This window comes from Halosimplex halobium (assembly GCF_051414055.1).
Taxonomy (GTDB): domain Archaea; phylum Halobacteriota; class Halobacteria; order Halobacteriales; family Haloarculaceae; genus Halosimplex; species Halosimplex halobium.
Genome location: NZ_JBLKNX010000015.1, coordinates 20824 through 44729, shown reverse-complemented (window position 1 = coordinate 44729; position 23906 = coordinate 20824). Strand labels below are relative to the sequence as shown.

Annotated in this window: 26 protein-coding genes and 1 pseudogene; 10 read left to right on the top strand and 17 right to left on the bottom strand. The window is 70.2% G+C overall.

Annotated features, from left to right (window positions below):
• Nucleotides 1-49: 49 nt before the first annotated feature.
• Nucleotides 50-358 (bottom strand): Hsp20/alpha crystallin family protein, encoded by a 309-nt coding sequence (locus ACMGFG_RS16060; RefSeq protein ID WP_436931335.1) that lies wholly within the window; start codon nucleotides 356-358, stop codon nucleotides 50-52.
• A gap of 168 nt (nucleotides 359-526) precedes the next feature.
• On the opposite strand from ACMGFG_RS16060, the gene ACMGFG_RS16055 reads away from it, so the two are divergent.
• The 5 genes from ACMGFG_RS16055 (at nucleotide 527) to ACMGFG_RS16035 (ending at nucleotide 6396) form a co-directional block, all read left to right on the top strand.
• A complete protein-coding gene (locus ACMGFG_RS16055) occupies nucleotides 527-1354 on the top strand; it encodes a TetR/AcrR family transcriptional regulator (protein WP_436931334.1) in 828 nt (275 codons plus the stop codon).
• Nucleotides 1354-2826, top strand: coding sequence for an MATE family efflux transporter (locus ACMGFG_RS16050; RefSeq protein ID WP_436931333.1), 1473 nt, complete (start codon nucleotides 1354-1356; stop codon nucleotides 2824-2826). Before ACMGFG_RS16055 ends, ACMGFG_RS16050 begins: the two co-directional genes overlap by 1 nt.
• A 112-nt stretch (nucleotides 2827-2938) precedes the next feature.
• Nucleotides 2939-4534: a protein kinase domain-containing protein gene (locus ACMGFG_RS16045; protein ID WP_436931332.1), complete on the top strand. Its 1596-nt coding sequence runs from the start codon at nucleotides 2939-2941 to the stop codon at nucleotides 4532-4534.
• Nucleotides 4524-5258 (top strand): hypothetical protein, encoded by a 735-nt coding sequence (locus ACMGFG_RS16040; RefSeq protein WP_436931331.1) that lies wholly within the window; start codon nucleotides 4524-4526, stop codon nucleotides 5256-5258. The genes ACMGFG_RS16045 and ACMGFG_RS16040 overlap by 11 nt, the downstream gene beginning before the upstream one ends.
• A 673-nt stretch (nucleotides 5259-5931) precedes the next feature.
• Nucleotides 5932-6396 (top strand): NUDIX domain-containing protein, encoded by a 465-nt coding sequence (locus tag ACMGFG_RS16035; RefSeq protein WP_436931330.1) that lies wholly within the window; start codon nucleotides 5932-5934, stop codon nucleotides 6394-6396.
• A 54-nt stretch (nucleotides 6397-6450) separates the two neighbouring features.
• Here ACMGFG_RS16035 and ACMGFG_RS16030 read toward each other — a convergent pair whose 3' ends face one another.
• The 7 genes and pseudogenes from ACMGFG_RS16030 to ACMGFG_RS16000 all read right to left on the bottom strand — a co-directional run bounded on the left by ACMGFG_RS16030 (nucleotide 6451) and on the right by ACMGFG_RS16000 (nucleotide 11078).
• The gene (locus ACMGFG_RS16030; RefSeq protein WP_436931329.1) at nucleotides 6451-7062 is read right to left on the bottom strand and encodes a DUF998 domain-containing protein; all 612 of its coding nucleotides are present in this window, start codon (nucleotides 7060-7062) and stop codon (nucleotides 6451-6453) included.
• A gap of 624 nt (nucleotides 7063-7686) precedes the next feature.
• Nucleotides 7687-7950 carry a DUF7553 family protein gene (locus ACMGFG_RS16025; RefSeq protein ID WP_436931328.1) on the bottom strand — a complete coding sequence of 88 codons (264 nt, stop codon included), beginning with the start codon at nucleotides 7948-7950 and terminating at the stop codon, nucleotides 7687-7689.
• Nucleotides 7951-8007: 57 nt separating this feature from the next.
• A complete protein-coding gene (locus ACMGFG_RS16020; RefSeq protein ID WP_436931327.1) occupies nucleotides 8008-8316 on the bottom strand; it encodes a hypothetical protein in 309 nt (102 codons plus the stop codon).
• 129 nt (nucleotides 8317-8445) lie between these two features.
• The gene (locus ACMGFG_RS16015; RefSeq protein ID WP_436931326.1) at nucleotides 8446-8850 is read right to left on the bottom strand and encodes a universal stress protein; all 405 of its coding nucleotides are present in this window, start codon (nucleotides 8848-8850) and stop codon (nucleotides 8446-8448) included.
• 94 nt (nucleotides 8851-8944) lie between these two features.
• Nucleotides 8945-9500, bottom strand: a pseudogene (locus ACMGFG_RS16010) (NAD(P)/FAD-dependent oxidoreductase).
• A gap of 125 nt (nucleotides 9501-9625) precedes the next feature.
• The gene (locus tag ACMGFG_RS16005; RefSeq protein ID WP_436931325.1) at nucleotides 9626-10036 is read right to left on the bottom strand and encodes a DoxX family protein; all 411 of its coding nucleotides are present in this window, start codon (nucleotides 10034-10036) and stop codon (nucleotides 9626-9628) included.
• Nucleotide 10037: 1 nt separating this feature from the next.
• The gene (locus tag ACMGFG_RS16000) at nucleotides 10038-11078 is read right to left on the bottom strand and encodes a WD40/YVTN/BNR-like repeat-containing protein (RefSeq protein ID WP_436931324.1); all 1041 of its coding nucleotides are present in this window, start codon (nucleotides 11076-11078) and stop codon (nucleotides 10038-10040) included.
• A gap of 162 nt (nucleotides 11079-11240) precedes the next feature.
• On the opposite strand from ACMGFG_RS16000, the gene ACMGFG_RS15995 reads away from it, so the two are divergent.
• A complete protein-coding gene (locus ACMGFG_RS15995; RefSeq protein WP_436931323.1) occupies nucleotides 11241-12251 on the top strand; it encodes a TatD family hydrolase in 1011 nt (336 codons plus the stop codon).
• A 27-nt stretch (nucleotides 12252-12278) separates the two neighbouring features.
• Here ACMGFG_RS15995 and ACMGFG_RS15990 read toward each other — a convergent pair whose 3' ends face one another.
• Together ACMGFG_RS15990 and ACMGFG_RS15985 are read right to left on the bottom strand one after the other, a co-directional pair.
• Nucleotides 12279-13163, bottom strand: coding sequence for a fumarylacetoacetate hydrolase family protein (locus tag ACMGFG_RS15990; protein WP_436931322.1), 885 nt, complete (start codon nucleotides 13161-13163; stop codon nucleotides 12279-12281).
• An 85-nt stretch (nucleotides 13164-13248) separates the two neighbouring features.
• Nucleotides 13249-14604: an amidohydrolase family protein gene (locus ACMGFG_RS15985; RefSeq protein WP_436931321.1), complete on the bottom strand. Its 1356-nt coding sequence runs from the start codon at nucleotides 14602-14604 to the stop codon at nucleotides 13249-13251.
• A 127-nt stretch (nucleotides 14605-14731) separates the two neighbouring features.
• On the opposite strand from ACMGFG_RS15985, the gene ACMGFG_RS15980 reads away from it, so the two are divergent.
• Nucleotides 14732-15361, top strand: a complete 630-nt coding sequence (locus ACMGFG_RS15980) for a TetR/AcrR family transcriptional regulator (protein WP_436931320.1) — start codon at nucleotides 14732-14734, stop codon at nucleotides 15359-15361.
• Between the two features lie 12 nt (nucleotides 15362-15373).
• Here the strand turns inward: ACMGFG_RS15980 and ACMGFG_RS15975 are convergent, their stop codons facing one another.
• Entirely contained in the window at nucleotides 15374-16582 is a 1209-nt protein-coding gene (locus tag ACMGFG_RS15975) for a CaiB/BaiF CoA transferase family protein (RefSeq protein ID WP_436931319.1), read from the bottom strand.
• Nucleotides 16583-16771: 189 nt separating this feature from the next.
• Here ACMGFG_RS15975 and ACMGFG_RS15970 point away from each other — a divergent pair, with 189 nt between their 5' ends.
• Together ACMGFG_RS15970 and lipP1 are read left to right on the top strand one after the other, a co-directional pair.
• A complete protein-coding gene (locus ACMGFG_RS15970) occupies nucleotides 16772-17497 on the top strand; it encodes an alanyl-tRNA editing protein (protein ID WP_436931318.1) in 726 nt (241 codons plus the stop codon).
• Between the two features lie 199 nt (nucleotides 17498-17696).
• Complete coding sequence (gene lipP1 / locus ACMGFG_RS15965) at nucleotides 17697-18659, top strand: LipP1 family hormone-sensitive lipase (protein ID WP_436931441.1); 963 nt, start codon at nucleotides 17697-17699, stop codon at nucleotides 18657-18659.
• Between the two features lie 6 nt (nucleotides 18660-18665).
• Here the strand turns inward: lipP1 and ACMGFG_RS15960 are convergent, their stop codons facing one another.
• From ACMGFG_RS15960 to ACMGFG_RS15945, 4 genes are all read right to left on the bottom strand, one after another.
• The gene (locus tag ACMGFG_RS15960; protein ID WP_436931317.1) at nucleotides 18666-19784 is read right to left on the bottom strand and encodes an NADH:flavin oxidoreductase/NADH oxidase; all 1119 of its coding nucleotides are present in this window, start codon (nucleotides 19782-19784) and stop codon (nucleotides 18666-18668) included.
• Between the two features lie 102 nt (nucleotides 19785-19886).
• Nucleotides 19887-20261, bottom strand: coding sequence for a rhodanese-like domain-containing protein (locus ACMGFG_RS15955; protein ID WP_436931316.1), 375 nt, complete (start codon nucleotides 20259-20261; stop codon nucleotides 19887-19889).
• Between the two features lie 103 nt (nucleotides 20262-20364).
• Nucleotides 20365-20895, bottom strand: a complete 531-nt coding sequence (locus ACMGFG_RS15950) for a GNAT family N-acetyltransferase (protein WP_436931315.1) — start codon at nucleotides 20893-20895, stop codon at nucleotides 20365-20367.
• 57 nt (nucleotides 20896-20952) lie between these two features.
• Nucleotides 20953-21225 (bottom strand): DUF7571 family protein, encoded by a 273-nt coding sequence (locus tag ACMGFG_RS15945; protein WP_436931314.1) that lies wholly within the window; start codon nucleotides 21223-21225, stop codon nucleotides 20953-20955.
• A gap of 154 nt (nucleotides 21226-21379) precedes the next feature.
• Between ACMGFG_RS15945 and ACMGFG_RS15940 the strand changes: the two genes are divergently transcribed.
• Nucleotides 21380-22036: an HAD family hydrolase gene (locus ACMGFG_RS15940; RefSeq protein WP_436931313.1), complete on the top strand. Its 657-nt coding sequence runs from the start codon at nucleotides 21380-21382 to the stop codon at nucleotides 22034-22036.
• A 55-nt stretch (nucleotides 22037-22091) separates the two neighbouring features.
• Here ACMGFG_RS15940 and cruF read toward each other — a convergent pair whose 3' ends face one another.
• Entirely contained in the window at nucleotides 22092-23015 is a 924-nt protein-coding gene (cruF, locus tag ACMGFG_RS15935; protein WP_436931312.1) for a bisanhydrobacterioruberin hydratase, read from the bottom strand.
• Nucleotides 23005-23883: a prenyltransferase gene (locus ACMGFG_RS15930; RefSeq protein WP_436931440.1), complete on the bottom strand. Its 879-nt coding sequence runs from the start codon at nucleotides 23881-23883 to the stop codon at nucleotides 23005-23007. The genes cruF and ACMGFG_RS15930 overlap by 11 nt, the downstream gene beginning before the upstream one ends.
• Nucleotides 23884-23906: the final 23 nt, after the last annotated feature.

Here is a 23906-nt window from a genome sequence, read left to right as displayed (position 1 = left end):
GGCGGGTGACCGCCCGCTGGTTGCCGGTCGGTCGTCCGACGGTCGCGCCCTACTCCTCGACCTCGATCCGGGTCCCGGGCCGGGCGTCGTCGTCGGAGACGGGGAGGCGCACGTTCAGCACGCCGTCGCGGTAGGTGGCCGTGATCCCGTCGGCGTCGATCCGCCGCGGGACCGAGACGTGGCGGTTGAACACGCGCGTCTCGCCCTCGTCGGTCCGGTGTTCGGCGGTGACGTGGAGCCGCCCGTCGTGCCAGCGCAGGTCGACGTCGGCGCGGTCGTACCCCGGCAGGTCGACGTACACCTCGTAGGCGCCCTCGTCTCTGAACAGTTCGACCTCGTGGTCCGGGTGGTGTGTCACGGGGTTCCCTCCACCTCAGACGACGGCACCGAGCCATTTCAATCGCCGTCCCGATTCCCGTCCGCCGGGAGCGACCCACCCGTCGCTGTCGCCCGGCCGTGGGATCCGTTGACTAACCAGTCAGTCAGTTCGGAACGTTTTTGACTGACCGGTCAGTTAAGATCGGTAATGACCGGCACGACGGACAGCGCCGCGGCCGACGGCTCCACGCCGGAGGCCATCATGGAGGCCACCTACCGCGCGCTGTGCGAACACGGCTACGCGGACCTGACGATGCAGGACATCGCCGACCAGTCGGACCGCAGCAAGGCGTCGCTGCACTACCACTACGACACCAAGGAGGAGCTGCTGCTCGCCTTCCTCGACCACCTCTACGACGCCTTCACCGAGGACGTGGCCGACCCCGACGGCGACGACGCCGTCGCGCGGCTCGTGACGTTCGTCGACGAGTTGCTCTGCCCGGCCGAGCGAGCGGACGAGCCGGAGGGCGAATCGTCGGGCGATGCCGGAGCCAGCGACGACGACACGAACGACGAGACCGACGAGTTCCAGGAATTCCAGACCGCTCTCCTGGAGATCAAGGCCCAGGGGCCCTACGTCGAGGCCTACCGCGAGCAACTGGAGCGGGTCGACGCGTTCGTCCGCGGGCGCGTCCAGGAGATCGTCGCCGACGGGATCGACGAGGGGACGGTCCGCGCGGACGTAGACCCCGACGACACCGCCGCCTTCGTCGCGACGCTCGTCGACGGCGTGAACACCCGCCGGGTCGCCCTCGGCGAGACCGACGGGAGCGTCCGCGACACCTTCCTCGCGTACGTCCGCGAGAACCTCGTCGCCCCGGGCGCCGACGTGGCCGTCGACCTCGGCGGCGAGGCCGACAGCGGGGCGGGCGGTGACGAGGCCGACGGCGATACGGACGGCGACGAGGCCGACGGCGAGGCGGGGAACGACACCGACGACAGCGCGCCGACGGCCGCCACGGGAGGCGACGACTGATGGCCGACTCGTCGCTGGACCGCCTCGTCGCGGGTGTCCGCAGGCGGGTAAACATGGTCTTCAAGGACCGCGAGGAGTTCGACCTCACCTCGGGCGACATCCCCCGGCCCCTGTTCTACCTCTCCTTGCCCATCGTCGTCACGAACCTGCTGCAGACGGCGTACAACCTGGTCGACACCATCTGGCTCGGCCAGTACAGCGAGACGGCGCTGGCCGCCATCGGGATGGCGTTCCCGCTCGTCTTCTTCCTCATCTCGCTCGGGCTGGGCATCTCCATCGCCGGGAGCATCCTCGTCGCGCAGAACATCGGCGCCGGCGACGAGGACCAGGCGGAGTTCGCCGCCTCCCAGACCGTGACCTTCGCGATCATCGCGTCGCTGCTGCTGGGCGCGTTCGGTTACCTCAACGTCGGGACGCTGCTGAACCTCATCGGCGGGCCCGCCAACGTCGTCGCCGGCGCGACCGGTTACCTGCAGATCATCTCGCTCGGGATGGTGTTCATGTTCGCGTTCTTCGTGTTCATGTCGCTGATGCGCGGCTACGGCGACACCATCACCCCGATGCTCGTCATGTTCGTCACCGTCGTCGTCAACATGGTGCTGGACCCGTTCCTCATCTTCGGCTGGTGGGTCTTCCCCGAGCTCGGCATCGAGGGCGCCGCCTACGCCACCATCTTCTCGCGGGCGCTCGCGACGGTCATCGGCATGGCGATCATGTTCCGGGGCAACCGCGGCGTCCAGATCCACCTCTCGGAGATGTGGCCCGACCTCGGGTACCTGCGGAAGATCCTCCGGGTCGGCGTCCCCGCCTCGATCGAGAACACCGGCAACTCCATCGCCGTCGTGCTGATGCTGACCATCGTCACCCCCTTCGGCGAGACGGTGATCGCCGCCTACACCGTCGGCGTCCGGATGTTCTCGGTCATCTTCCTGCCCGCCATCGCGGTCGGCCGCGGCGTCGAGACGATGGCCGGCCAGAACATCGGCGCCGGCGAGCAGGAGCGGGCCGGCCGCGCGACCAACTTCGCCGCCAAGGCCATGTTCGGCACCCTCGCCGCCGTCGGCGTGCTCACCTGGCTCGGCGCCCCCAACATCGTCGCCATCTTCTCCGACGACCCCGAAGTCGTCGAGATCGGGCGCCTGTTCCTCCGGTACGTCGCCCCTACCTTCGGCTTCACCGGCATCTTCCACTCGTACAAGGGCGGGTTCCGCGGGGCCGGCAAGACGCTGACCGCCGCCGCCATCTCGATCACGATGCTCGGCCTCGTGCGCCTCCCGGTCGCCTACTTCGCTTCGGGCGAGATGGGCTACGAGGGCATCTGGCTCGCGTTCGCCGTCTCCAACGTCGCCGGCGCCGCCATCGCCTTCGCGTGGTACTCCCGGGGCACCTGGCGCGACGCCTCGCTCACCGACACCGCCCCCGGCGTCGGCCCCTCGCCCGACCCCGACGCCGAACCCGCGACCGACGACTGACGCCGCCCGTTGCGGGTTCCACACCCCTCCGCACGCGGACCCAAACAGTCTTGGTAGATGATCGGTAAACTATCCGAGACGTACCGCGCAGCGGGGCGCGGCGACCGACCACATGGCCGAAGACACCGACGGGGCGAGCCGAGCCGGGACGGGCGCCGACGGGAGCGGCCGCAACGGTGGCGGCGACGGCGGGGACGAGGACCGCAGCAGCGAGGGTCGCAGTGGCGACGGTGGTGCCGACCGTGGTCACGACGCCGGGGACCCGCTCGTGCCCGTCGTCGCCGACCCCGCTCGCGGCGGCGAGCGGCTGCCGCAACTGCTCGGCGCGCTCGACGGCGACGACCGCGCCCAGCGGCTCCGGGCGGCGCTCGCGCTCTGTCTCGTCATCGAGGCGGACCCGGACCTGCTCGACCCCGTGGTGCGCCGGCTGGTCGACCGGCTCGACGGCGACCCGCCCGTCGAGGTGCCCCACGCGCTCGACTACCTCGCGGCCCGCCGGCCCAGGGCCGTCGACGAGGTGATCACCGAGTTCGACGAGGAGCGGGAACTGCGGGCGCGCGAGCACCTCTACCAGTCCGGCGGCGGGTTCGCCCGCAGCGAGTACCTCTCGCCGTCCCCCGGGGACCGCGGCGTCGGCCGGACCCGCGTGGCGGGCGCCGAGGGCGACGACGGCGGCGGCCAGCGCGTCTACACCGACCGCTCGCCCGGGGCCGACTTCGACCCCTCCACGCTCGCCGAGGGCGGCGACGAGGACAGACCGGAGCGCGACGAGCCCGGCGACGACACCGAGGTCGGCGAGGACGATCCGGACAACGACCGACGGGAGCTGACGCGGGGGCGGCTGGCGCTCGTGACGCGCCGGCTCTCGGCGGTGATCGAGCGGAGCCGCTTCGACGACCTGTCGGTGCTCTCGGACCGGGGCGAGTGGCGGTTCGGCGACCGCTACCGCGCCGTCGGGACCGTCGCCGACGAGGAGGCGCCGCTCGCGCTGGTCGTCTTCCGGGTACCAGACCACGACCGGGCGGCGTTCGCGGGCGGACTCCGGGACGCCCTCGACGCGTGGGCCGGCGTCGACGACCACGACTCGGTGGTGTCGGTCCACGACTGGGGCCTGCGCCCGCGGCCGTGGGCCGCGCTCGAACACACCGGCGCCACGCTGGCGGACCGCGACGGCGAGGCGCTCGACCCGCAGGAGGCCGTCGCGAACGCCGTCGAGCTCGCCGACGCGGTCGCCCACGCCCACCAGCGCGGCGTCGTCCACGGCGCGCTCGACCCCGCGACCGTCGCCTACCCCGGCGCCCGGCTCACCGAGCGCGAGCGCCAGCGCCCGCGCGCGACCGGGTTCGGCCTCGCCCGCGTCTACGCCGACCACCTCGGCCTCGCGACCGTCGTCGACCCCCGCTACGCCGCGCCGGAGCACTACTCCGGTCGCTTCGGCAGCGTCGACCACGCGACGGACGTGTACGCGCTCGGCGCCCTGCTCTACCGACTCGTCACCGGCGAACCGCCCTACGACGGCCCGGTCGAGGAGGTCCGCGCGGGCGTGTGCTCCGACCGGACGCCCGTGCCGAGCGAGGTCGACCCCGACCTCCCCGACGGGCTCGACCAGGTAGTCCGCAAGGCGACGGCGACTGGGAAGCTCACGAGGTACGAGACGGTCACGGGGTTCCGGCAGGAGCTGCAGGGAGTGGTCGGCGATGGCCGGTGACGTGGAGTTCGGCCTCTACCTCCTCGCCGACGACCCCAGCCTCACCTTCATCGTCTTCGTCGGGCTCGTCCTCCTGACGGTCATCGCCGCCCGCTTCGGGGCCTACGCCTACCTGAACATGCGCGCCACCGGCGTCGACGCCCAGCGGGTCCTCTGGGAGTACCTGCTGTACGTCGGGTTCGTCGCCGCCTGCTACGGCGTCGTCGGCATCCTCGAGATCGTCTCCTCGGTCCGCACCCCCTACAAGGCCGGTCTCATGCTCGCGGTCGTCCTGTTGCTCGCGCTCGCCGTCCGGGAGGTCTACTTCAACGCCGCGCTCTCGACGACCGGCGCCGACCGCGTCTTCACGGGGCGGCGCCTCGTCGAAGTCGCCTTCGTCGCGGTCGTCGCCGCCGTCGTCTTCGGGATCGCCGTCTTCGGCCTCCGCCGGCCGCTGCTGGCGCTCCAGGGTGTCGGCGCGCTGGCCTTCGCCGGCTACGGCTTCTGGTTCGGCCGCAAGCAGACCGCCGCCGCGATGGTCCAGGGCACCATGATCGACTCGCTGCTGCGGCACCTCCTGCCGGTGCTCGCGTTCGCCACCCTCGTCCCCGCCGTCGACCTGGCCACCGTCGCCGGCCTCGACCGCGTCGTCGTCATGCACGTCCAGATCGTCTTCGTCATCATGACCGCCACCGCCCTCATGACCGCCACCATCAAACTCCGACAGAACCTCGCCGGTCTGTGACCGGTGGATCTCCGAATCGGCGCGCTGTCGCGCGCGTTCATGCGCGCGACCGTAGCCGCGCGAGGTCTGCGGGCGACCGTAGCCGCGCGAGGTCTGCGGGCGACCCGGTCGTCGCCCGCACGGCCCGAGGGACCGCCGGTCCCTCGCTGTCTTCGCGAGCCTGCGAGCGAAGGCTCGTCAGAGCTTGCTCTGACGGTGGACGAGACGCGCAGCGAAGCGAGCATCGCAGGAGGCTGGGGAGGCGTGAGGTTCACGGCTGGCCGGCCAGCCGTCTTCTGAGGCCACCGTGACGAGATCCCGCCTGGCGGACTGAACGGGCGAGGCGCGCTCGCGTCTACTTCAGTCGCCTGAGCGAGCCCTATCCGCGCGGGCGGTGCCGAGAGCGCGGATATGTCGCTCAGCGACCGCGAGCGCGCCGAGGGCTTTCAGCGCCTGCTGTCGAGTGCGGTAGTATCTCCAGCGACCGCGAGCGCGCCGAGGGCTTTCAGCGCCTGCTGTCGAGTGCGGTAGTATCTCCAGCGAGCGAGCGCGCCGAGGGCTTTCAGCGCTTGCCGTCGCATGCAGTCGATCCGACTCAGAGCGAGCGCGTCGAGAGAGCCCAACGCCGGCCAGCACCCACTCGAGCCACGCCGACTCGAAAGAGCGAAAGCCGAGATCAACCACGTGACACACCATGGACGAGTACACACACGTCGTCAACGTCGACGGGGTGGTCGCGAGGGAACGCGACGACGACTCCGGCGACGATACGCCCGAGTTCCTCGTCATCGAGCGGAGCGCCGAGGAGGACCACGCGGCCGGCCTGCTCGGCCTCCCGGGCGGGAAACTCGAACCCGAACCCGGCGCCGACCACGCCCTCGAGAGTACGGTCAGACGCGAGATCGCGGAGGAGGTCGGCGTCACCGCCGGCGAGGTCGCGTACGTCTGTAGCGGCACGTTCGAGACGGACACCGGCCACCAGTGTCTGAACGTCGTCACGCGCTGCGAGTACGAGGGCGGCGAGGCCCGCGTCCGCGACCCCGAGGAGGTCGCGGCGGTCCACTGGCTCACGCTCGACGAACTCCGCGCCCGCGAGGACGTACCGGCGTTCACCGAGACCTACGTCGAGCGCGCCGCGGCGGTCCGCGGGTCGGAGTGAGTCGGCGGCCCGACAGTCCGCGGGCCGGAGTGGTCCGGTGACCGCGCAGACCGCTCACAGCCGGTCGCGGTCGACGCGGACTCGATCGAACTCCGCGGCGGCGAGCCAGGCGCCCCAGACCGCGAAGGCGGCCGCCCCGAACAGCTCCGGGATGGCGATCCCGGGCGGGAACCACGGGAACAACGCCCACCAGGCCCACGAGACGACGTGCAGGACGCCGAGCAACACCAGCACGAGTCCGCGGAGCTCCCGGCCGGCGGCGTAGTCGCCGCCGCCCCACAGGAAAACGGCGAGCGTCAGGAACAGGAAGAACGGGACCGCGACCACGCCGTGCAGCGGGTGCGGCAGCGGGAACACGCCCACGAACGCCATGAACAGCATCGCGAGCAGGGCGAAGATACCTCCCGCTCGCCGGACCGGGTGGTCGGTGTCTGCGAGCACGGCGACGACGAAGCCGGCGCCGAGCGCGCCGCCGACGAGGAGGGCGCCGTTGAAGATCGGCGCCGTCGGGACGCCGCGGGCGCCCAGGTCCGAGAGGGCGTAGTACAGCGGCGAGAACCACGGCGCCGCGGCCATCGCGTAGACGACGCCGCCGAACGCGACGACGACGGCCGCGAGCCCGACGGCGGGCGGGACCAGCGGACGGAGGGGGTCGTAGTCGGCCATACCGCGCGCTGGGTCCGCCCCCACGAAAAAAGAGGGGGTCGACGACGTTCAGTACGGCGTGTTCGTTGAGTGGATGTTTCTGTCGAACGTGTCGTGAAATGAAGTCTTGTGAGGACAACCGCACTCGACAGCGAGCGCTGAAAGCCCTCGCCGCGCTCGCTCGCAGTCGACTCGACCACAGAGGACAGCGAGCGCGCCTCGCCCGTTCAGTCCGCCGGGAGAGCACCCTCTCCCGAGCCCGCGCTCACACGTTCGCGCGGACACCAGGGACCGCCCCGCACAGCACCGCAGAGGGCCACGAGCCTCCCCACCCGATTGCGCTCCTCGGCCTTCGGCCTGCGATGCTCATCCACCGTCAGAGACAAGCTCTGACGAGCCTTCTCTCACGAGTTCGAGAAGACCTCGCGCGGCTACTGTCGCAGACGAGACTCGCGACAGCGCGCGCCGACCGCACCGCGACCGCTCACTGCAACAGCTACCGCCTGCACTGAACATCCGCGCGCCGCAGGCGCGCGGTTCAACCGCCGGAGCGGGGTGAAACCGCGCTGAGGCGGCCTTTTTCACCCATGTTTTTGATGGAGGGATGGGCGCGGTTTGCCCACCCCTCCGCGAAAAAGATGGTTTCTAGACGCCCTCGACGGTTTCGCGGAAGGCGACGACCGACTCGTGGGCAGACTCGACGCTGTCACCCACGTCGGAGTCTTCGAGGTCGTTGAGGGCGTTCTCGATGCGGGCGAGGCGACCGTGGTCCGGGTCGCGGTCGCGGGTGGCCAGCGTGTCGAGCTGGTCGGCGAGACTGGACAGGCGCTCGGCCGCGTCGTCGTCGCTCGTCTCGTCGGCCGCCGATTCGAGGGTGTCGCTCGCGTCCGCGAGGTTCTCGCGTGTCATACGCGACGCTTCACGGGTGGTCCTCCTAATCCTTGCGGAGAACGTCTTCGGACGGGGTCACCGCTCCTCGTCGGCCGCGCGGCGCCGCTCGGCCTCGGCGTGGAACGCGAAGAATCCGATGAAGAACGTACAGAGGGCAGCGGGGAACCACATCGCGACGAGGGCCTCCACGACCGGCCGCACCTGGTCCAGACCCGCCTGCGGGACGCCCGGAACCGTCCCGTGGAGCGACCAGGCCAGCGCCTGGAGGCGGCTCATCAGCCAGAACCGGTTCGTGTAGACGAGGACCCACGTCGCGAGCGAGACCAGCGTCGCCGCGTGCCAGACCTGCCAGTCGCCGGGGAACCACCGGGGAGCGGAGGGCATGTGTCGGCGTGGTCACCGCTTCGGAGAACCGCGGAATCAGTCTTGTGGCCACCGGGGCGAGCCCGGCGGCGCGGCGTCGGCGCTGCCCGCACGCGTCTCGTGCGTTGCGGGCCCGCCGGTCCCCGGGCCTTACGATTCGACCAGCGGGACACAGCGCACCGGGCGGTCGGTCCCGAGCAGGAGGTTCTGGCCGGTCGAGCCGAAGACGACCTTCCCGACCGGGGTGCGCTTGCGGATGCCGACGACGAACTCGTCGGCGTCGACCTCCTGAGCGAAGGTCATCAGGTCCTCGACGGGTTCGTTCCCGCGGACGAACTGGTGGGTCTCGACGGTGACCGCCAGGTCCTCCAGGGCGTCGACGACGGCTTCGATGGCGTCCTCGCCGGCGCGCACGTCCTCGCCGCTCGTGTCCTCGCCGCCCTCCAGGGAGTTGACGACGTAGATCGTGTCGTCCGGCTCGACGACCCGCCGCAGGTACGACGACAGCGCCTCGCTCGATTCGACCGTGTCCGTCCCGACCACGAGTTCGGTCATGACGCTACGTTCACGGACGACGATGATAAATTTGGGCGGTCGAACGGGGCGCTGGCGGGGGAGGCGGGAGGGCGGAAGGACTGGAGGGGACCGACTACAGGTCGGGCACGTCCGAGGGCATGTCGAAGTCGTGGTAGTACTCGCCTTTCTCCTTCGAGAGGATGTCGAGTACCGCGGCGGCGCCGTCGCCGGCGGCGATGACGGCCTGCCACTTCTCGGCGCGGCCCATCGCGCCGGTGGCGTAGACGCCGTCGACGGAGGTCTCCATGTCGACGGTCACGTCGACGGTATCCTCGTCGGTGAACTCGCAGCCCAGGTCCTCCGCGAGACTCCGGTCGCCGCCGGTCGCCAGCACGACGTAGTCGGCGGCGTACTCCGCGTCGTCGGTGTGGACGGCGAACCCGTCACCGTCCTGCTCGACGGCCGTCACCTCGGCCGCTTCGAGCGCCGCGGTCCTCGACCTGCCCGCGGGTGACTTCGAGGAACTCGTCGCCGCTGATCGAGCGGATCGCCGGGTAGTTGAACAGGTGGGCCTTCTGCATCCACGACTCGTCGGTGTCGAAGACCACGGTCTCCAGGTCGTTTTTCGCCGCGTACAGTCCTGCGCTCAGGCCGGCGGGGCCGCCGCCGACGACTGCTACGTCTACCATACCCGACCCTGCGGACCGTCGCGGGATATGTTTTACCATCCAGTAAAAACCGGCAATCGCAGCCGGTTCGGCGGTCAGGTCGTTGCGAACGGTCGTGAACGGCGTGTCGAGAGGCCGTCAGCCGGTCACGCCTCGCGTTGCTGGCGGTCGGCCGCCTCGAGGAGGACGACGGCGCCGCCGAGCAGGGCGAGGTTCTTCAGGAAGTTGATCTTGTTGCCCTGGCGCTCCGCGCCCTCCATCGTCCAGAAGTTGTGGATGACGGGCGTGGTGCCGAGGAAGAAGACGACCAGTGCGCCGGCCGACGCGCGGGGGTACTTCCAGAGGGCGATCCCGAGGTTGGCGACGAACAGCATCCCGGTGACGAACGGGACCATCACGTCGGGCATCGGGACGCCGCTCTCCTCGGCGACCGCGACGCGTTTCTCGTTGTTCCGGAACCCGTCCAGCGCCATGTAGGCGAGCACGCCGCTGTAGAGGAGGCGGCCGAGCGCCGAGGGGGCTCCGGCGGTCGCGGCGGGAGCGTCTGCGTCCCCCATATCAGATCGCCTCGATACGGCTGACGTTGGCGTCGACGCGACCGACGGTCTCGTACTCGCCGTCGGTCCGTCGCATGATGCGACCGCGCACGTCGTCGCGGGCGTCGGGCACGTCGAACAGCCCGGACCCGCAGACGACGCTCCCCTCGTAGACCGCCCAGGTCTCGATCACCTCGTGGGGTTCGCCGGGGAACTCGACCCGCTCGAAGTCGCGGCCGAAGTTGGTCGACTCGAACAGCGCCACCCCGTGTTCGTCCTCGACCCACGCGGGCGGGGCCTCCTCGCCGCCGCAGAAGAACACGCGGCCGTCGTGGACGAACACCCGGCGGATGTACGAGAAGTCGTTGCCGCGGTCGAGGCGGGTCCACGAGTCGCCGGCGTCGACCGTCCGCCAGAGGCCGCCCTCGCCGACGGCGTGGCCCAGTCCCAGATTCTCGAGGTTGTGGTCGAGGTACCCCGTCGTCGCCAGCCACACGTCCTCCGAGACGGGCAGCACCTGGTGTACGTCGTCGACGATGGTGTCCCGACGGTCCGTCCAGGTCTGGCCGCCGTCGTCGCTGAGATGGATCCCGCCAGCTTCGACGCCGGCGATGAGTCGCTCGGGGCGACCGGGGACCTGCTCCAGCACCCGCAGTCGCGCGTAGTGGGGGTCGATGGGCGACTCCCAGTGGCCCCGCGACGGGAGATCACGGAAGCCCTTCAGCTCCGACCAGGTCTCGCCCCCGTCGGTCGAGCGGAAGACGTAGGGGTCGTTCGTCCCGGCGTAGAGCGCGTCGTCGGTCCCGAGGATCGACCACACCTCGCTGGTCCCGGCGTGCCAGAAGCGGTCGCCGATAGGAACCCCGAGGTCCTCCCAGGTGTCGCCGCCGTCGGTCGACCGATAGGCCCCCTCCGACGAGGCGACGAACACGCCGTCGACGCCGTCGAAGGTCTTCACCGCCGTCACCACCCCGCAGTCGAGTACCTGCTCGACCCCACCGTCCTCGAACGGCAGGTCGTCCACCCGGTGCAGTCCCGCGTCTGTCCCGATCAACAGTGTCATACAGTACCACAAAAGGATCGGCCGCTCATAAATGTTTACCAGGCTGTAAAACGCTAAGTGCGAGGCGAGCCAACGGTCGGCGAGGCGCGCGCGGCGACTCGCCCGCTACCGGACGACTACCGGAGATCGCCGGGACCATCACACGACCACCGTACTACCGCTATGACACGACCACAGCCGACGAGGCGGCCGACCGACGCGGCGTATCTCGACGACGCCGACCGGGTCGACCCGCCGACCGAACTGCTGAACCTGCCGTGGATCGACGCGCACAACCACGCCCACACGCTCTCGTGGAGCGACCGCGAGCGCTACGCGCTGTCGGGCTGCGAGGGGATGATCATGGTCTCCTCGGGGTATCACTGGACCCCCTACAAGCCCGTCCGCGCCGAGGACGTGCGCTACCTCTGGGACGACGCGATCAACCGCCGGGCGGCCATCGAACGGGACCACTTCTTCGAGGCGAAGCTCGGGCTGGGCGTCCACACCGGCGTCCGGATCGAGAACCCCGACGAACTGCTCGACGCGATGGCCGACTACTGCGAACTCGACGAGGTCGTCACGGTCGGCGAGACGGGCGTCACGCCCGCCCAGCACGCGGAGGTCTGGGATCTGGACGAGCAGCGTGCCGTCGTCGAGGCCCAGATGGCACTGGCCGCCGAGCACGACCTGCCGGTCATCCTCCACACGCCCAACACCGGCACCGACTCGAAACGGGAGTACGTCCAACCCCAGGGCGGTACCCCGGGCTACGAGAAGAACACCGCGCTCGGGCAGGATCCGGTCATCGACGGCGAGAACCCGCACCTGGAGGCCGTGAAGATCGACGTGGAAGCCGCTCACGACGCCGGCCTCGCCGAGGAGCGGGTCGTCGCCTCCCACGCCGATCCCAACAACATCGAGTACATCATGGAGGAGACCGACTGCTACGCGAGCTTTACTATCGGCCACTCCTGGCTGGTCGGCGTCGACGCGGCGGACGTCGCCGACGCCATCGACCGCTGGGGACCCGACCGGATCATGGTCGATACCGACTGCGCGAACGTCCTCAGAACGGACCCGTTCGCGCTCAAGCGGGCGATCTTCGAGCTGTACCGCTACGGGATCGACGCCGCGGACATCCGCCAGGTCGTGTTCGAGAACCAGCGGGAACTGTTCGGGTTCGGGGACTGACGTGCCGAAAAGTCGGTTTCTCGCCGCTCAGTCGAGGTAGGCGAAGTCGTTCGTGAGTTCGCCCAGCCCCTCGATACCGACGGTCACCTCGTCGCCCTCCTCCAGCAGGACGGGCGGGTCGCGGTAGACGCCGACGCCCGGGGGCGTCCCCGTGAACAGCAGGTCGCCGGGCTTGAGGGTGAACGCCTGGCTGCAGAAGGAGACCAGCTCGTCGACGCCGAAGATGAACTCCTCGGTCGAGGAGTCCTGCAGGCGCTCGCCGTTGACCTCGGCCCAGATGTCCAGGTCGTGGGGGTCGTCGACCTCGTCGCGGGTGACAAGATCCGGCCCCGTCGGGGCGAAGCCGTCGAGGCTCTTGCCGCGGATCCACTGGCCGTCGCCGTGCTGGAGGTCGCGGGCGGACACGTCGTTGCCGACGGTGAAGCCGGCGACGTGGGCCATCGCCTCGTCGGGGTCGACGCGGCGGGCCTCCTCGCCGATCACGACGACCAACTCGGCCTCGTAGTCGACCTTCCCGGTGAGGTCGGGGTCCCAGCGGACGGTACTGTTGGGCCCGTTGACGGTCGTCGGGAACTTCGAGAAGAGGACGGGCGTGTCGGGGATCGGGTTGTCGCCCTCCTCGGCGTGGTCGCGGTAGTTGAGTCCGACGCAGACGACCTTCTCGGGAGCGGTGACCGGCGCGTGCCGGTCCAGGTCGTCGGGATCGCGCAGTCCCTCGCCCGTCTCGGTCGCGTGGTCGACGGCCAGTTCGGCCTTGCGCTCCCACTCCCAGGTCGCCAGTAGCTCGCGGGTCGTCCGCGGGATGTCGACGCCCGCGGCCGCCCCGGCCTCGGGGAGGGCGACGACGCCGTCGTCGGTTTGGATGCCACACCACGGCTGCTCGCCGTCCGCGCTGTATTGTCCTACTCTCATGGTCGTGTCGCAGTTTGCGGTCGCACCGCAAAGTCGGGTCGGTTCGCGTTGGCGAATGTCGCTGCGGTCGCGGGGGCGGTCCCGGTCACAGGTCGATACCTGCCTCGTCGAGCAGTCGGTGGCCGGACTCGCAGAACCGGTCGAACTCCTCGTCGACGAGGGGGCTGGTCAGTTGGCCGTCGCGCTTGACGACCTCGCCGTCGACCAGTACGGTGTCGACGTGCGAGGGGTCGGCCTGGAAGACGACCGTCTGGACCGGGTCGTGGCTCGGCGCGGTCATGAAGTCGTTCGTCCGGAGCAGCTGGATGTCCGCGCGCTTGCCCGGGGTCAGCGTCCCGACCTCGTCTTCCAGGCCCAGCGCCTTCGCGCCCTCGATAGTCGCCATCTCCAGGGTGTCGCGGCAGGAGATGCTCACCTCGCCGACCTCCTCGTCCCCTTCGAGGACCGCCTGGTTGTCGAACATCCGCTGGAGCTGGAGCCCGATTCGCATCTGCGAGCCCATGTCGCCGCTGATGGACGAACAGACGTCGACGCCCCAGGTTGGCCGCCCGCCGGCTTCGAGCACCTTGTCCGTGACCGGGATGCCGTGGCCCATCTGCATCTCGACCTCCGGCGTCGACGAGAACGAGACCCCCTGTTCGACGGCGTGGTCGATGTCCTCCTGGGCGAAGTGGTTGCCGTGGGCGACGTTCACGTCGGGGCCGAGCATGTCGTGGAGACAGCCGAAGCCCTGGTAGTCCTCGCCGTAGACCGACGAGGGCCACAGCGCCGCGCCCATGTGGACCGTCGCCAGGGCGTCCAGTTCCCGTGCGAGTTCCAGGTCGGCGCGGGCGGTCTCGTCGACGCAGAAGTCCGGCCCCCGGAGCCCGAGCCCCAGGCTGAGCCGGTCGTCGTCGCGGATCGTCCCGTCGTAGACGTCCCGGATGTTCTCTTCCGGGAGGCCCACGTCGCTCTCGAACCACCACTTCGCCGCGTCGTCGCCCGGCGGGCCGTAGGTGTACACCGCGCGCAGCCCGGCGTCCTGCAGCGCGTCGACGGCCCGCTCGGCGTGTTCGAGCGAGTTGGGATACGACCAGTCCAGGGCCGTCGTCGTCCCCGTGTAGAGCTTCTCGAAGGCGCCGAAGAGGCCGCCGAGGTACATGTCCTCCGGCTGGTAGAGCCCGGTAATATTGCCGAGCATGTGGTCGAAGTACTCGCCCATCAGCGACCAGTCCCCCGCGATGCCCCTGACCTGGGTCTGGGCGAGGTGGATGTGCGAGTCGACGAACCCCGGCAGGACGATGTGGTCACTGGCGTCGATCTCCTCGGCGGTCGACGCCGAGAGCCCGCGTCCGATCTCGACGATCTCGCCGTCCTCGACCAGTACGTCCGCGTCGTCCAACTGCCCCACCTCCGGGTCCAGGGACACGACCGTCCCGTTCCGAATGATCGTTCGTGTCATGCTCACCCGTACCGTTCGACCGAGCCGGCATAAGTTTACCGGGCAGTAAGACAATGCGGTAAGACTGTGCGGTAAACCGCTTGCCCGGAACCATCAATATAAATACGGGAGTGGATAGAGTGGATGTATGGGCAGTACCGAGGAGACGGTCGGGTCGAAGGACACGCGGGAGGTCATCATGGAGGCGACCTTCCGCGCGCTGAGCGAGCACGGCTACAGCGACCTCCGGATGCGCGACATCGGCGAGGAGATGGAGCTGACACGGCAGGTCATCCACTACCACTTCGACGGGAAGCGGGACCTGATGTCGTCGTTTCTCGAGTACGTGGCCGAGCAGTACGAGGGCGCTATCGACGTCGAGGAGTACGACGACCCGCGGGCGGAACTCGAAGCCCGCATCGAGCAGTGCCTGTTCGGACCCGGGTTCGACGAGTTCGGCCACTGGGAGCGGATGAAAGTCTACCACGAGCTGTTCGCCCACGCCCAGAACGACGAGGAACACCAGGCCATCCTCGACGAGCACTACGACGCGATCAAAGACAGCATCGTCCGCGTCGTCGAGGACGGGATCGAGGCGGGGGTGTTCCGCGACGTCGACGCCGAGCGCATGGGCCAGTTCATCACCGACGCCATCCACGTCGGCCGCGAGCGGCGCCTCTCGCTCGGCCACGACGACGCCCCCGAGGAGACGCAGGCCGCCATCGAGGCGTTCGTCCTCGACTCGCTGTACGTCGACGACGAGTCCGGGCCCGCCTGAGCGGCCGGCGACCTACTCGTCGCCGCCGAAGACGCCCATCGCTGCCAGTTCGTCGACCTCCTCCTCGCTGTACCCCAGGTCGCGGAACACCTCGCGGTTGTGCTCCCCGAGCAGCGGCGGCGGCAGTTCGAACCCGCTGTCGCTCCCCTCGAACTTCAGCGGGTGTTCGACGACCGGAACCTCGCCGATCTCGGGGTGTTCGATCTCCGAAATCGCGCCCCTCGCTTCGACCTGCGGGTTGGTCAGCGCCTCCTCGACGCTGTAGACGGGACCGGCCGGCACCCCGTTGTCCTCGGCGATGACCTCGATCCACTCGTCGGTCGGCTTCTCGGCCAGGGTCGCCTCGATCTCGGCCTCCAGTTCGTCCTGGTGTTCGACCCGGTCGGCGTTCTGTGCGAAGCGCTCGTCGTCGACCAGGTCCGGCCGGTCGATGGCCTCGCAGAGCTCGCCCCAGAGCTTCTCGTTGAGGATGCAGATGTTGATGTAGCCGTCGCCCGTCTCGAACGTCTGGTACGGGGCGAGCACGGGGTCTTTCGTCCCCATCCGCCTGGGCGTCTCGCCGGCGAACACCTGCCCGGCCTGCTTGGTCAGCCACGGCAGCACCGACTCCAGCATGCCGAGGTCGATGTACTCGCCCTCGCCGGTCAGCTCCCGGCGGTACAGCGCCGAGGTCGCGCCGAACGCGGCCCACATCGCGGTGATCAGGTCGGTCATCGGCAGCCCGACCTTCACCGGCTGGCGCCCCTCCTCGCCGGTCACGTCCATGATCCCGCCCATCCCCTGGATCAACAGGTCGTAGCCCGACCGCTCGCGCCAGGGGCCGGTCTGGCCGAACGCCGAGATAGCGAGGTAGATCAGGTCGTCGTTGCGCTCGGACAGCGTCTCGTAGTCGACGCCGAGCCGCTCGGCGGTCCCCGGCCGGAAGTTCTGGACGAAGATGTCGGTCTCCTCGATCAGGTCGTACAGGGCTTCCAGCGCCTCGTCGTTTTTCAGGTCGAGTTCGACGCTGCGCTTGCCGTAGTTGACCGTCCAGTAGTACGGCGACTCGCCCTCGATAAAGGGCGGCCCGGTGTGACGGATCGCGTCGCCGTACCCCGGCTGTTCGACCTTCACCACGTCCGCGCCGAGGTTCGCCAGCATCGACGAGGCGAACCCACCCGTCACGAACGTCGAGAGGTCGACGACGGTGATCCCGTCCAGTATCCTGTCGTCGGCTGCCATACCCGCCGTTGGGTTTACCACGTGGTAAAACTACCGCCAGGGACGCCCGCCGTGTTTACTATTTGGTAAACCCCCACTTAACTCTGTGCCTGGGCGTCCAGACGGGTCCATGAGTGGGCGGCGGAGACGGGCGTCCGACCTCGCCCCGCGGCCCGGCCGCTTTTGACCACACCCCGCCTATCCGCTTCTATGACCGACCTGCTGTACCTCCCCGACGCCGACGGCGTGACCGAGTTCGAGGCGACCGTCACCGAGACCGGCGACGACTACGTCGTCCTCGACGGGACCCACTTCTACCCCGAGGGCGGCGGCCAACCGCCGGACCGGGGGACGCTCTCGTGGGACGGCGGCCGGGCGGCGGTCGTCGACGTGCGGAAGGACCACGGCGACGTGCGCCACGAGGTCGCCGACGTCGAGGGCGCGCTCCCCGAACCGGGGGCCGCCGTCACCGGAGAGATCGACGCCGAGCGCCGCCAGCGCCTGCGCCGGATGCACACCGCCCAGCACGTCGTCTCCCGGGTGGTCCTCGAGGCGTTCGGCGCGACCACGTCGGGCAACCAGATCCACGAGGAGCGGTCGCGGATCGACTTCGAGCCCGCCGACTTCGACGGGGCGGACCTGCGGACCATCGAGCGCGAGAGCAACGCCGTCGTCGAGGCCGACCGCCCCGTCGAGAAGGCCGAACGGCCCCGCGACCGCGTCGAGCGCGAGACGCCCGAGGGGCGGACGCAACTCGATCTCATCCCCGACTCGGTCGACCCGCTCCGCGTCGTCGAGATCGAGGGGTTCGACACCTGTCCCTGCGGCGGCACCCACGTCGACCGGACCGGCGAGATCGGACGGATCGATATCACCGACCGGACGTCGAAGGGCGCCGACGTCGAGCGGATCGAGTTCGAACTCCGCGACGGGTGAGAGGGGCTGGCGTGCCGACCGGCCGCCCCCCGCCGAGAGCGGTAGGTTGTTTACGAATCCGGCCGGATCGCCGGCCATGGTCATCGACGCCCTCCGTCGTTCCGAGCCGGCCGAGGGGTCCAGCGACGAACCGACCGGGGAGTCCGACGAGGGGCCGACGCTAGCCGATATCGCTCCCGAGGCCGAGGGCCGGCCGCCGCTGGCGACCGACGAGCCCCATCCGGACGTCCAGTCAGTGCTGCGCTCGCGCGAACGGCTTCGGGTGGTGTCGCTCCCGACGATGGGCGCCCGCGGCGCTCGCCTCCTGACGAGACTCGGGCTGTGGCTCCAGGACTCCGACCCGCCCGAAGTCGGCGACGTGGCCGACCTGACGATCCCGGGGCCGGACGGCGACCTCCCCGTCCGCCGGTATCGGCCCGAACGCGCGGGACCGTACCCGACGGTCGTCTTCTACCACGGCGGCGGCTTCGTGGTCGGGAGCCTGGACACCCACGACCACCTCTGTCGGCGTCTGACCGTCGAAAGCGACTGCGAGATTCTGTCGGTCGACTACCGCCTCGCGCCCGAGCACCCGTTCCCGGCGGCCGTCGAGGACGCCTACGCGGCCCTGGAGTGGGCGGCCGACCCGGAGGCGGGCGCCGACGTGCTGGACCCGGACGGCGGCCTGGCGGTCGCCGGCGACAGTGCCGGCGGCAATCTCGCTGCGGTCGTCTCCCTGCTGGTCGCCGAGCGCGACGGCCCCGACCTCGACTACCAGAGCCTGGTCTACCCCGCCGTGGGCACCCGGGAGGACCAGCCGTCGATGCGGGAGTACACGGGGTACGTCCTCGACGAGGAGACGATCCGCTGGTTCGACCGCTCGTACTACGGGACCGAGATCCACCGGCGTAACCCCTACGCCGACCCCTCGCGGGCCTGCGACCTGTCGGGCGTGCCGCCGGCGACGGTCGTGACGGCCGGGTTCGACCCGCTGCGGGACGGCGGGATCGCCTACGCCAGGCAACTGGTCGGCGACGGCGTCCCCGTCCGCTTTCGTAACTACCCGGACATGGTCCACGGGTTCGCCGGGATGCTCTCGGAGAGCGAGGGCGTCGAGCGCGCGGCCGAGGCCGTCGCGGCCGTCGGCGCCGACCTGCGGGACGAACTCGGCGCGGGCGACTGACCCCGTTCAGAACCCGAACGCCCGGCGGTACTGGGGCGGTCCCGAGACCTCGTCGGTCGCGTCGAGCGCGTCGGCCGCCCGGAGCCCGAAGTAGGGGTCACGGAGGAACTGCCGGCCGACGATGGCCAGGTCGGCCCGGTCGTTGGCGACGACCGCCTGGGCCTGCTCCGGGGTGGTGATCCCGCCGACCGTCCCGACGGCGATGTCGCTCTCGGACTCCTCGCGGACCGTCTCGGCCAGCGGGAGCTGGTAGTTCGGTCCCGCCTGCTCGGGCCAGGAGCCGGGCGCGATCCCGCCGCTGGACACGTCGACCAGGTCCGCGCCGATCCCCGCCAGCCGGTCGGCGAGCCGGGCGGACTGCTCGGCGGTCCACGACTCGCGGTCGTCGAACCAGTCGGTGCCGGAGACCCGGACGAAGACGGGCTTGCCGTCGGGCCACACCTCACGGACGGCCTCGGTGACCTCCCGGGTGAGGCGGGTGCGGCCCTCGAAGTCGCCGCCGTAGTCGCCCTCGCGGTGGTTGGTCACCGGCGAGAGGAACTCGTGGAGGAGGTAGCCGTGGGCGGCGTGGACCTCGGCGACCTCGAAGCCGGCGTCGCGGGCCCGCTCGGCCGCCCGGCGGAACGAGTCGATCACCTGTTCGATGTCGCCCTGGTCCATCTCGCGGGTCGGCGGCGCCTCGACCTGCTCGCCGTCGTCGTCCTCGTAGGGCCACGGGTTCCCGCTCGGGCCGATGACTTCCCAGCCGCCGTCGTCGGGATAGAGGGGACGGCTCCCCTCCCACGGGCGGCTCTTCGAGGCCTTGCGGCCGGCGTGGGCCAGCTGGATGCCCGGCACGGCGCCCTGCTCTCTCACGAACCGCGTGGTGCGCGCCAGCGCGTCGGCCTGGTCGTCGTTCCAGATCCCAAGGTCCTCGGGGGTGATCCGGCCGCGCTTCTCGACGGCAGTCGCCTCGGCCATGACGAGGCCGGCGCCGCCCACGGCCCGCGAACCGAGGTGGACGTGGTGCCACTCGGTCGCGCGCCCGTCGCGGGCCTCGCAGGAGTACTGGCACATCGGCGACACCATCAGTCGGTTCGGGACCGTGGTGTCCCGGAGTTCGAGCGGGTCGAACAGGTCGGTCATCGGCGTGCCTAGCCGCCGGACCCCCAAGTATCGCCCGCCCGCCGCGGGCCTTTCCGGTTCTCCCCGTCTCCCGCCCACCCAGCGGCTCGCGACGCCGTCGCGCTACCGCAACCGCCAGATCAACGACCGAACGCGGTACGTCAGCGACCCCTCGTGATACCCGTTCCAGCCGCTCATCCCGCCCAGCAGCACCGCCGCGTCGTACCCCTCGTCGGCGAGCAGCTCGGCCGCTCCCTTCGCGACGATGCCCATCTTGCACACGACGACCACGTCGCGATCGGTCGGCACCTCGTCCAGTCGGTCCAGCAGCGCGTCGTCCTCGCCCCGCCGCAACTCGTCGTACACCGGGAGGTTGTGACTGCCGTCGATCGCGTCCGAGCGGTAGGCGGACGCCGGCCGGATGTCCAGGAGGAACGGCCGGTCGCTCGATCCCGATTCGAGTCGCTCCGCGAGCTCCGACGGACGGATCGCACTCATCAGTTCGAGATTGTATCGGCCGGACAAAACTGGTTGGGTTCCCGGCGCCGGTCGACGGGCTACGACGCCCGACCGGTGGCCGCCAGGGAGTCGACGGCCGGTGCTATCCGGACCACTCCTCGCGGAGGACGGCGTACACGTCCCGGTCGGCGTACTCGCCGTCGACGAAGTCGTCGTCGCGCTTGGTACCCTCGTGGACGAATCCCAGTTTCTCGACGACCCGTTTCGAGGCCTCGTTGCCCGCGTGGACGGTTGCAGAGATCCGATGGAGTCGCAACTCGGCGAAACCGTGGTCGACGACGAGTCGGGCGGCCTCGGTTGCGTACCCCTCGCCCTGGCGGTCCGGGTGGACCCAGTAGCCGAGGTTGGCCCAGCCGCGGCGGTCGTCGATTGGGGCCAGCGACACGTCTCCCACCCGCTCGTCGCCGTCGCAGATCAACAGCTCTACCGCATCGGGGACGCCCATCCGGTCGAAGAGGCGCGACTCGTAGTCGTCGCCGCCGACCGGCGCGTCCGGACCGGCGTAACGCCGGACCTGGGGGTGATGTGACCCCTCCCGGAGGAACTCGGTGTCCTCCTCCTCGATAGTTCGCAGATCGACCGTCTCGCCCGCGATGAAGATCGGTCCGGGCATGAAGGAACCGTCGCGGCCCGGCGATAAAAACCCGCTCGCTCGAACAGCCCCCCGCCGTCAGGTCGTCGAGGGCGGGTCGGCGTGCCACCCGGGGTCGCGACCCGTCTGCTCGAAGCGGTCGGCGCGACACGCCGGGCAGTAGTCGGGTCGGCTGTCGGCGTTCCGGGGGACGTAGACCGCGCCGCCGCACTCCACGCACGCGCCGTCGGCGACCGTCACGCAGTCGCTACAGAGGTTGAAGTCGTCGACTGTCAGCTCGCGCAGCGGTTCGAGTTGTTTGTCCAGGGTGTACTCGTCGATGACCGTCTGACAGTTCTGGCACGCTTGCATTGCGATACGACCACACCCATGGGATACTATCACAAAGGTCTGCCGTTGTCGCGATATATCGCCGGCGGGCGGCCGGATGGGGTGGCGGGGACGGGGCAGCGGCCGGGGAACGGACGGTCGGAAGCCCTTTCACGGTCGGCGACGCAGTGATGCTATGACCTACGATACCGTCGTGTTCGACAACGACGGTGTCCTCGTCGGCAGAACGCGGTTCGACGTCCTCCGGGAGGCGACCGGGGAGACGTTCGCGCAGCTCGGTGTGTCCGACCCGGACCCCGACCACGTCGAGGACATGACGATCGGAGCGACCCCCCAGCAGGTGAACGCGGTCTGCGATACCTACGGCTTCGAGCCGGAGGAGTTCTGGCGCACCCGGGACGGCACCGTCTCGGGCGCACAGCAGGACGAGGCGCGCGCCGGACGGAAGACGCCCTACGGGGACATCGACACGCTGGCGAACCTGGACGTAGCGACGGGGATCGTCAGTTCGAACCAGCAGGAGACGGTGGATTTCCTCCTCGACCACTTCGACCTCGGCGGCCACTTCGATACCGCCTACGGCCGCGAGGCGACCGTCGAGAGCCTGACGCTGCGGAAACCGAACCCCCACTACATCGAGCGGGCGCTCGCCGACCTGGACGCCGACTCGGCGCTGTACGTCGGCGACAACGAGTCCGACATCGAGGCCGCCCACAACGCCGGCATCGACTCGGCGTTCATCCGCCGGCCCCACCGTAGCGACTGGGACCTGAACGTCTGGCCCACCTGGGACATCGACTCGCTCGACCGCCTCCACGACATCTGCGGCTGACTCGCGACGGAACGGCCGACCGGCGTCGCGCGAGCGCTCGCGGGGTTCCGAGTGACTACTTCGCCCACCGCGGCCGCGTCGGCACGTCGAATCGGTCGGTGACGACGAGGCCGGCGGCGAACAGCCCCGCCAGCGCGACCGGGAGCCAGTTGCCGAAGGCGGCGTTGACCCCGCCCCAGAGGATGACGAAGCTCACCATGTCGTCGAGCATGAACGGGCAGGCGTCCAGCCGCGCGAGCAGCGCCTCCCGGTCGAGACCCCAGTCGAAGGCGCCGACGGCGACCGTCGCCGAGAGCACCCAGCCGGCGTAGTTGCTCGGGGGGACGCCGTAGAGGGGGCCGCCGGCGTCGTAGGTCCAGAAGCCCAGCGCGACGGCGCCGGGGTCGAGCACGAGGTCGATCCCCACTACGGTCGCGACGACGACCGGGAGGCGGACCCACGGCGAGCGGGCCAGGTCGCCCAGCAGGAGCAGGCAGAGCAGGTAGCTGTTCAGGACGAGGGGGAAGAAGAAGACGGGCAAGGCGAGCGGGACGCCGCCGAGCATCGGCCCGAGGGCGACGCCGTACTCGAAGGCGCCGTAGGGCCAGCCGGTCGTGACGCCGACGAACTCGATCCCGTAGGCGTAGGCGGTCAGCGCGAGCAGCGCCGCGGTCGCCCGCCGGTCGACCAGCGGCGCGACGCCGGCCACGAGCGGCAGGCGCATCACGACGACGCCCACGAGGACGAGCCAGGGGTTGAACGCCAGCGCGTCGGGGAGCCACGCCAGCTCGGCCGCCAGCGCGGACGGGAGCGCCGCGACCGCGGCCCCGAACCAGCCGAGCGCGCTCGCCAGGAGCAGGACCGCGCCGGTGACGGGGAAGACGACGGCGATGGTGAACCGATTCCGTCGGACGAGACCGTCGAGGCGCGCCTCGACGCGGTCGCGGTCGATGGCGGCGGGCGCGGGCAGGCCCGCCCGCTCGACCCAGTCAGGCGCCATAGAGCATCACCCAGAGGCCGCCCATCGTCAGGGCCGTCCCGACGGCGGTGTTCAGGAACGGGAACCACCAGTAGGCGCGGTCGACCGACACGTCCGACAGCGCGACCGCGGCGGTGAACACGGGGTAGACGGCGAGCAGGCCGCCCCAGTAGGGGTGGACCCGCCAGAAGACCGCCGCGGCCGCCGCCCAGACGACCGCGCAGTAGGCGTAGGTCGGCCCCTCGCCGAGGAGGGTCGCGGTCGTCTCGATGCCCGCGGCGCGGTCGGGTTCGATGTCGGGGATGGCCGAGAAGGTGTGCATCGCCATCGTCCACAGCCACGCGCCGGCGACGGCGGGCGTCGGCGGGAACGCGCCGGCGACGGTCGCGTAGGCGACCACGCCCGGCAGGACGTACAGCCCGTTCGACAGCGAGTCGAGGAGGGGCGTGGTCTTGAACCGGAACGGCGGGGCGCTGTACTGGACCGACAGGGCGAGGAAGGCCAGCATCGCGAAGACCGCCTCGGTCGGCAGGACCGGCAGTATCGCGATGCCCAGGACGCCGCTGGCGAGGACTGCGGCGACGACGGCGCGACTCCCCCGGTAGCGCACCTCCTTGTCCTCCTTCTTCGGGTTCTGTTCGTCGATGTCGGCGTCGAACACGTCGTTGACGCCGTAGAGGAAGACGTTCGCCGGGAGCAGGAAGTACGCGGCCAGCGCGACCGTCAGGGGCGTGAACAGTTCCGCGGTCGACCGCGCCGCGAAGACGGTCCCGACCATCGCCGGGCCCGCGAGGTAGAGCCAGAACCGCGGTCGCGAGAGCCGCAGGAGGTACCCGACGGTGGTGTCCGGGGGCGCGAGCGCGCCGAGGCGTGCGGTCAGCGAAGCCATCGCGTCGTCGGACATACTACTCG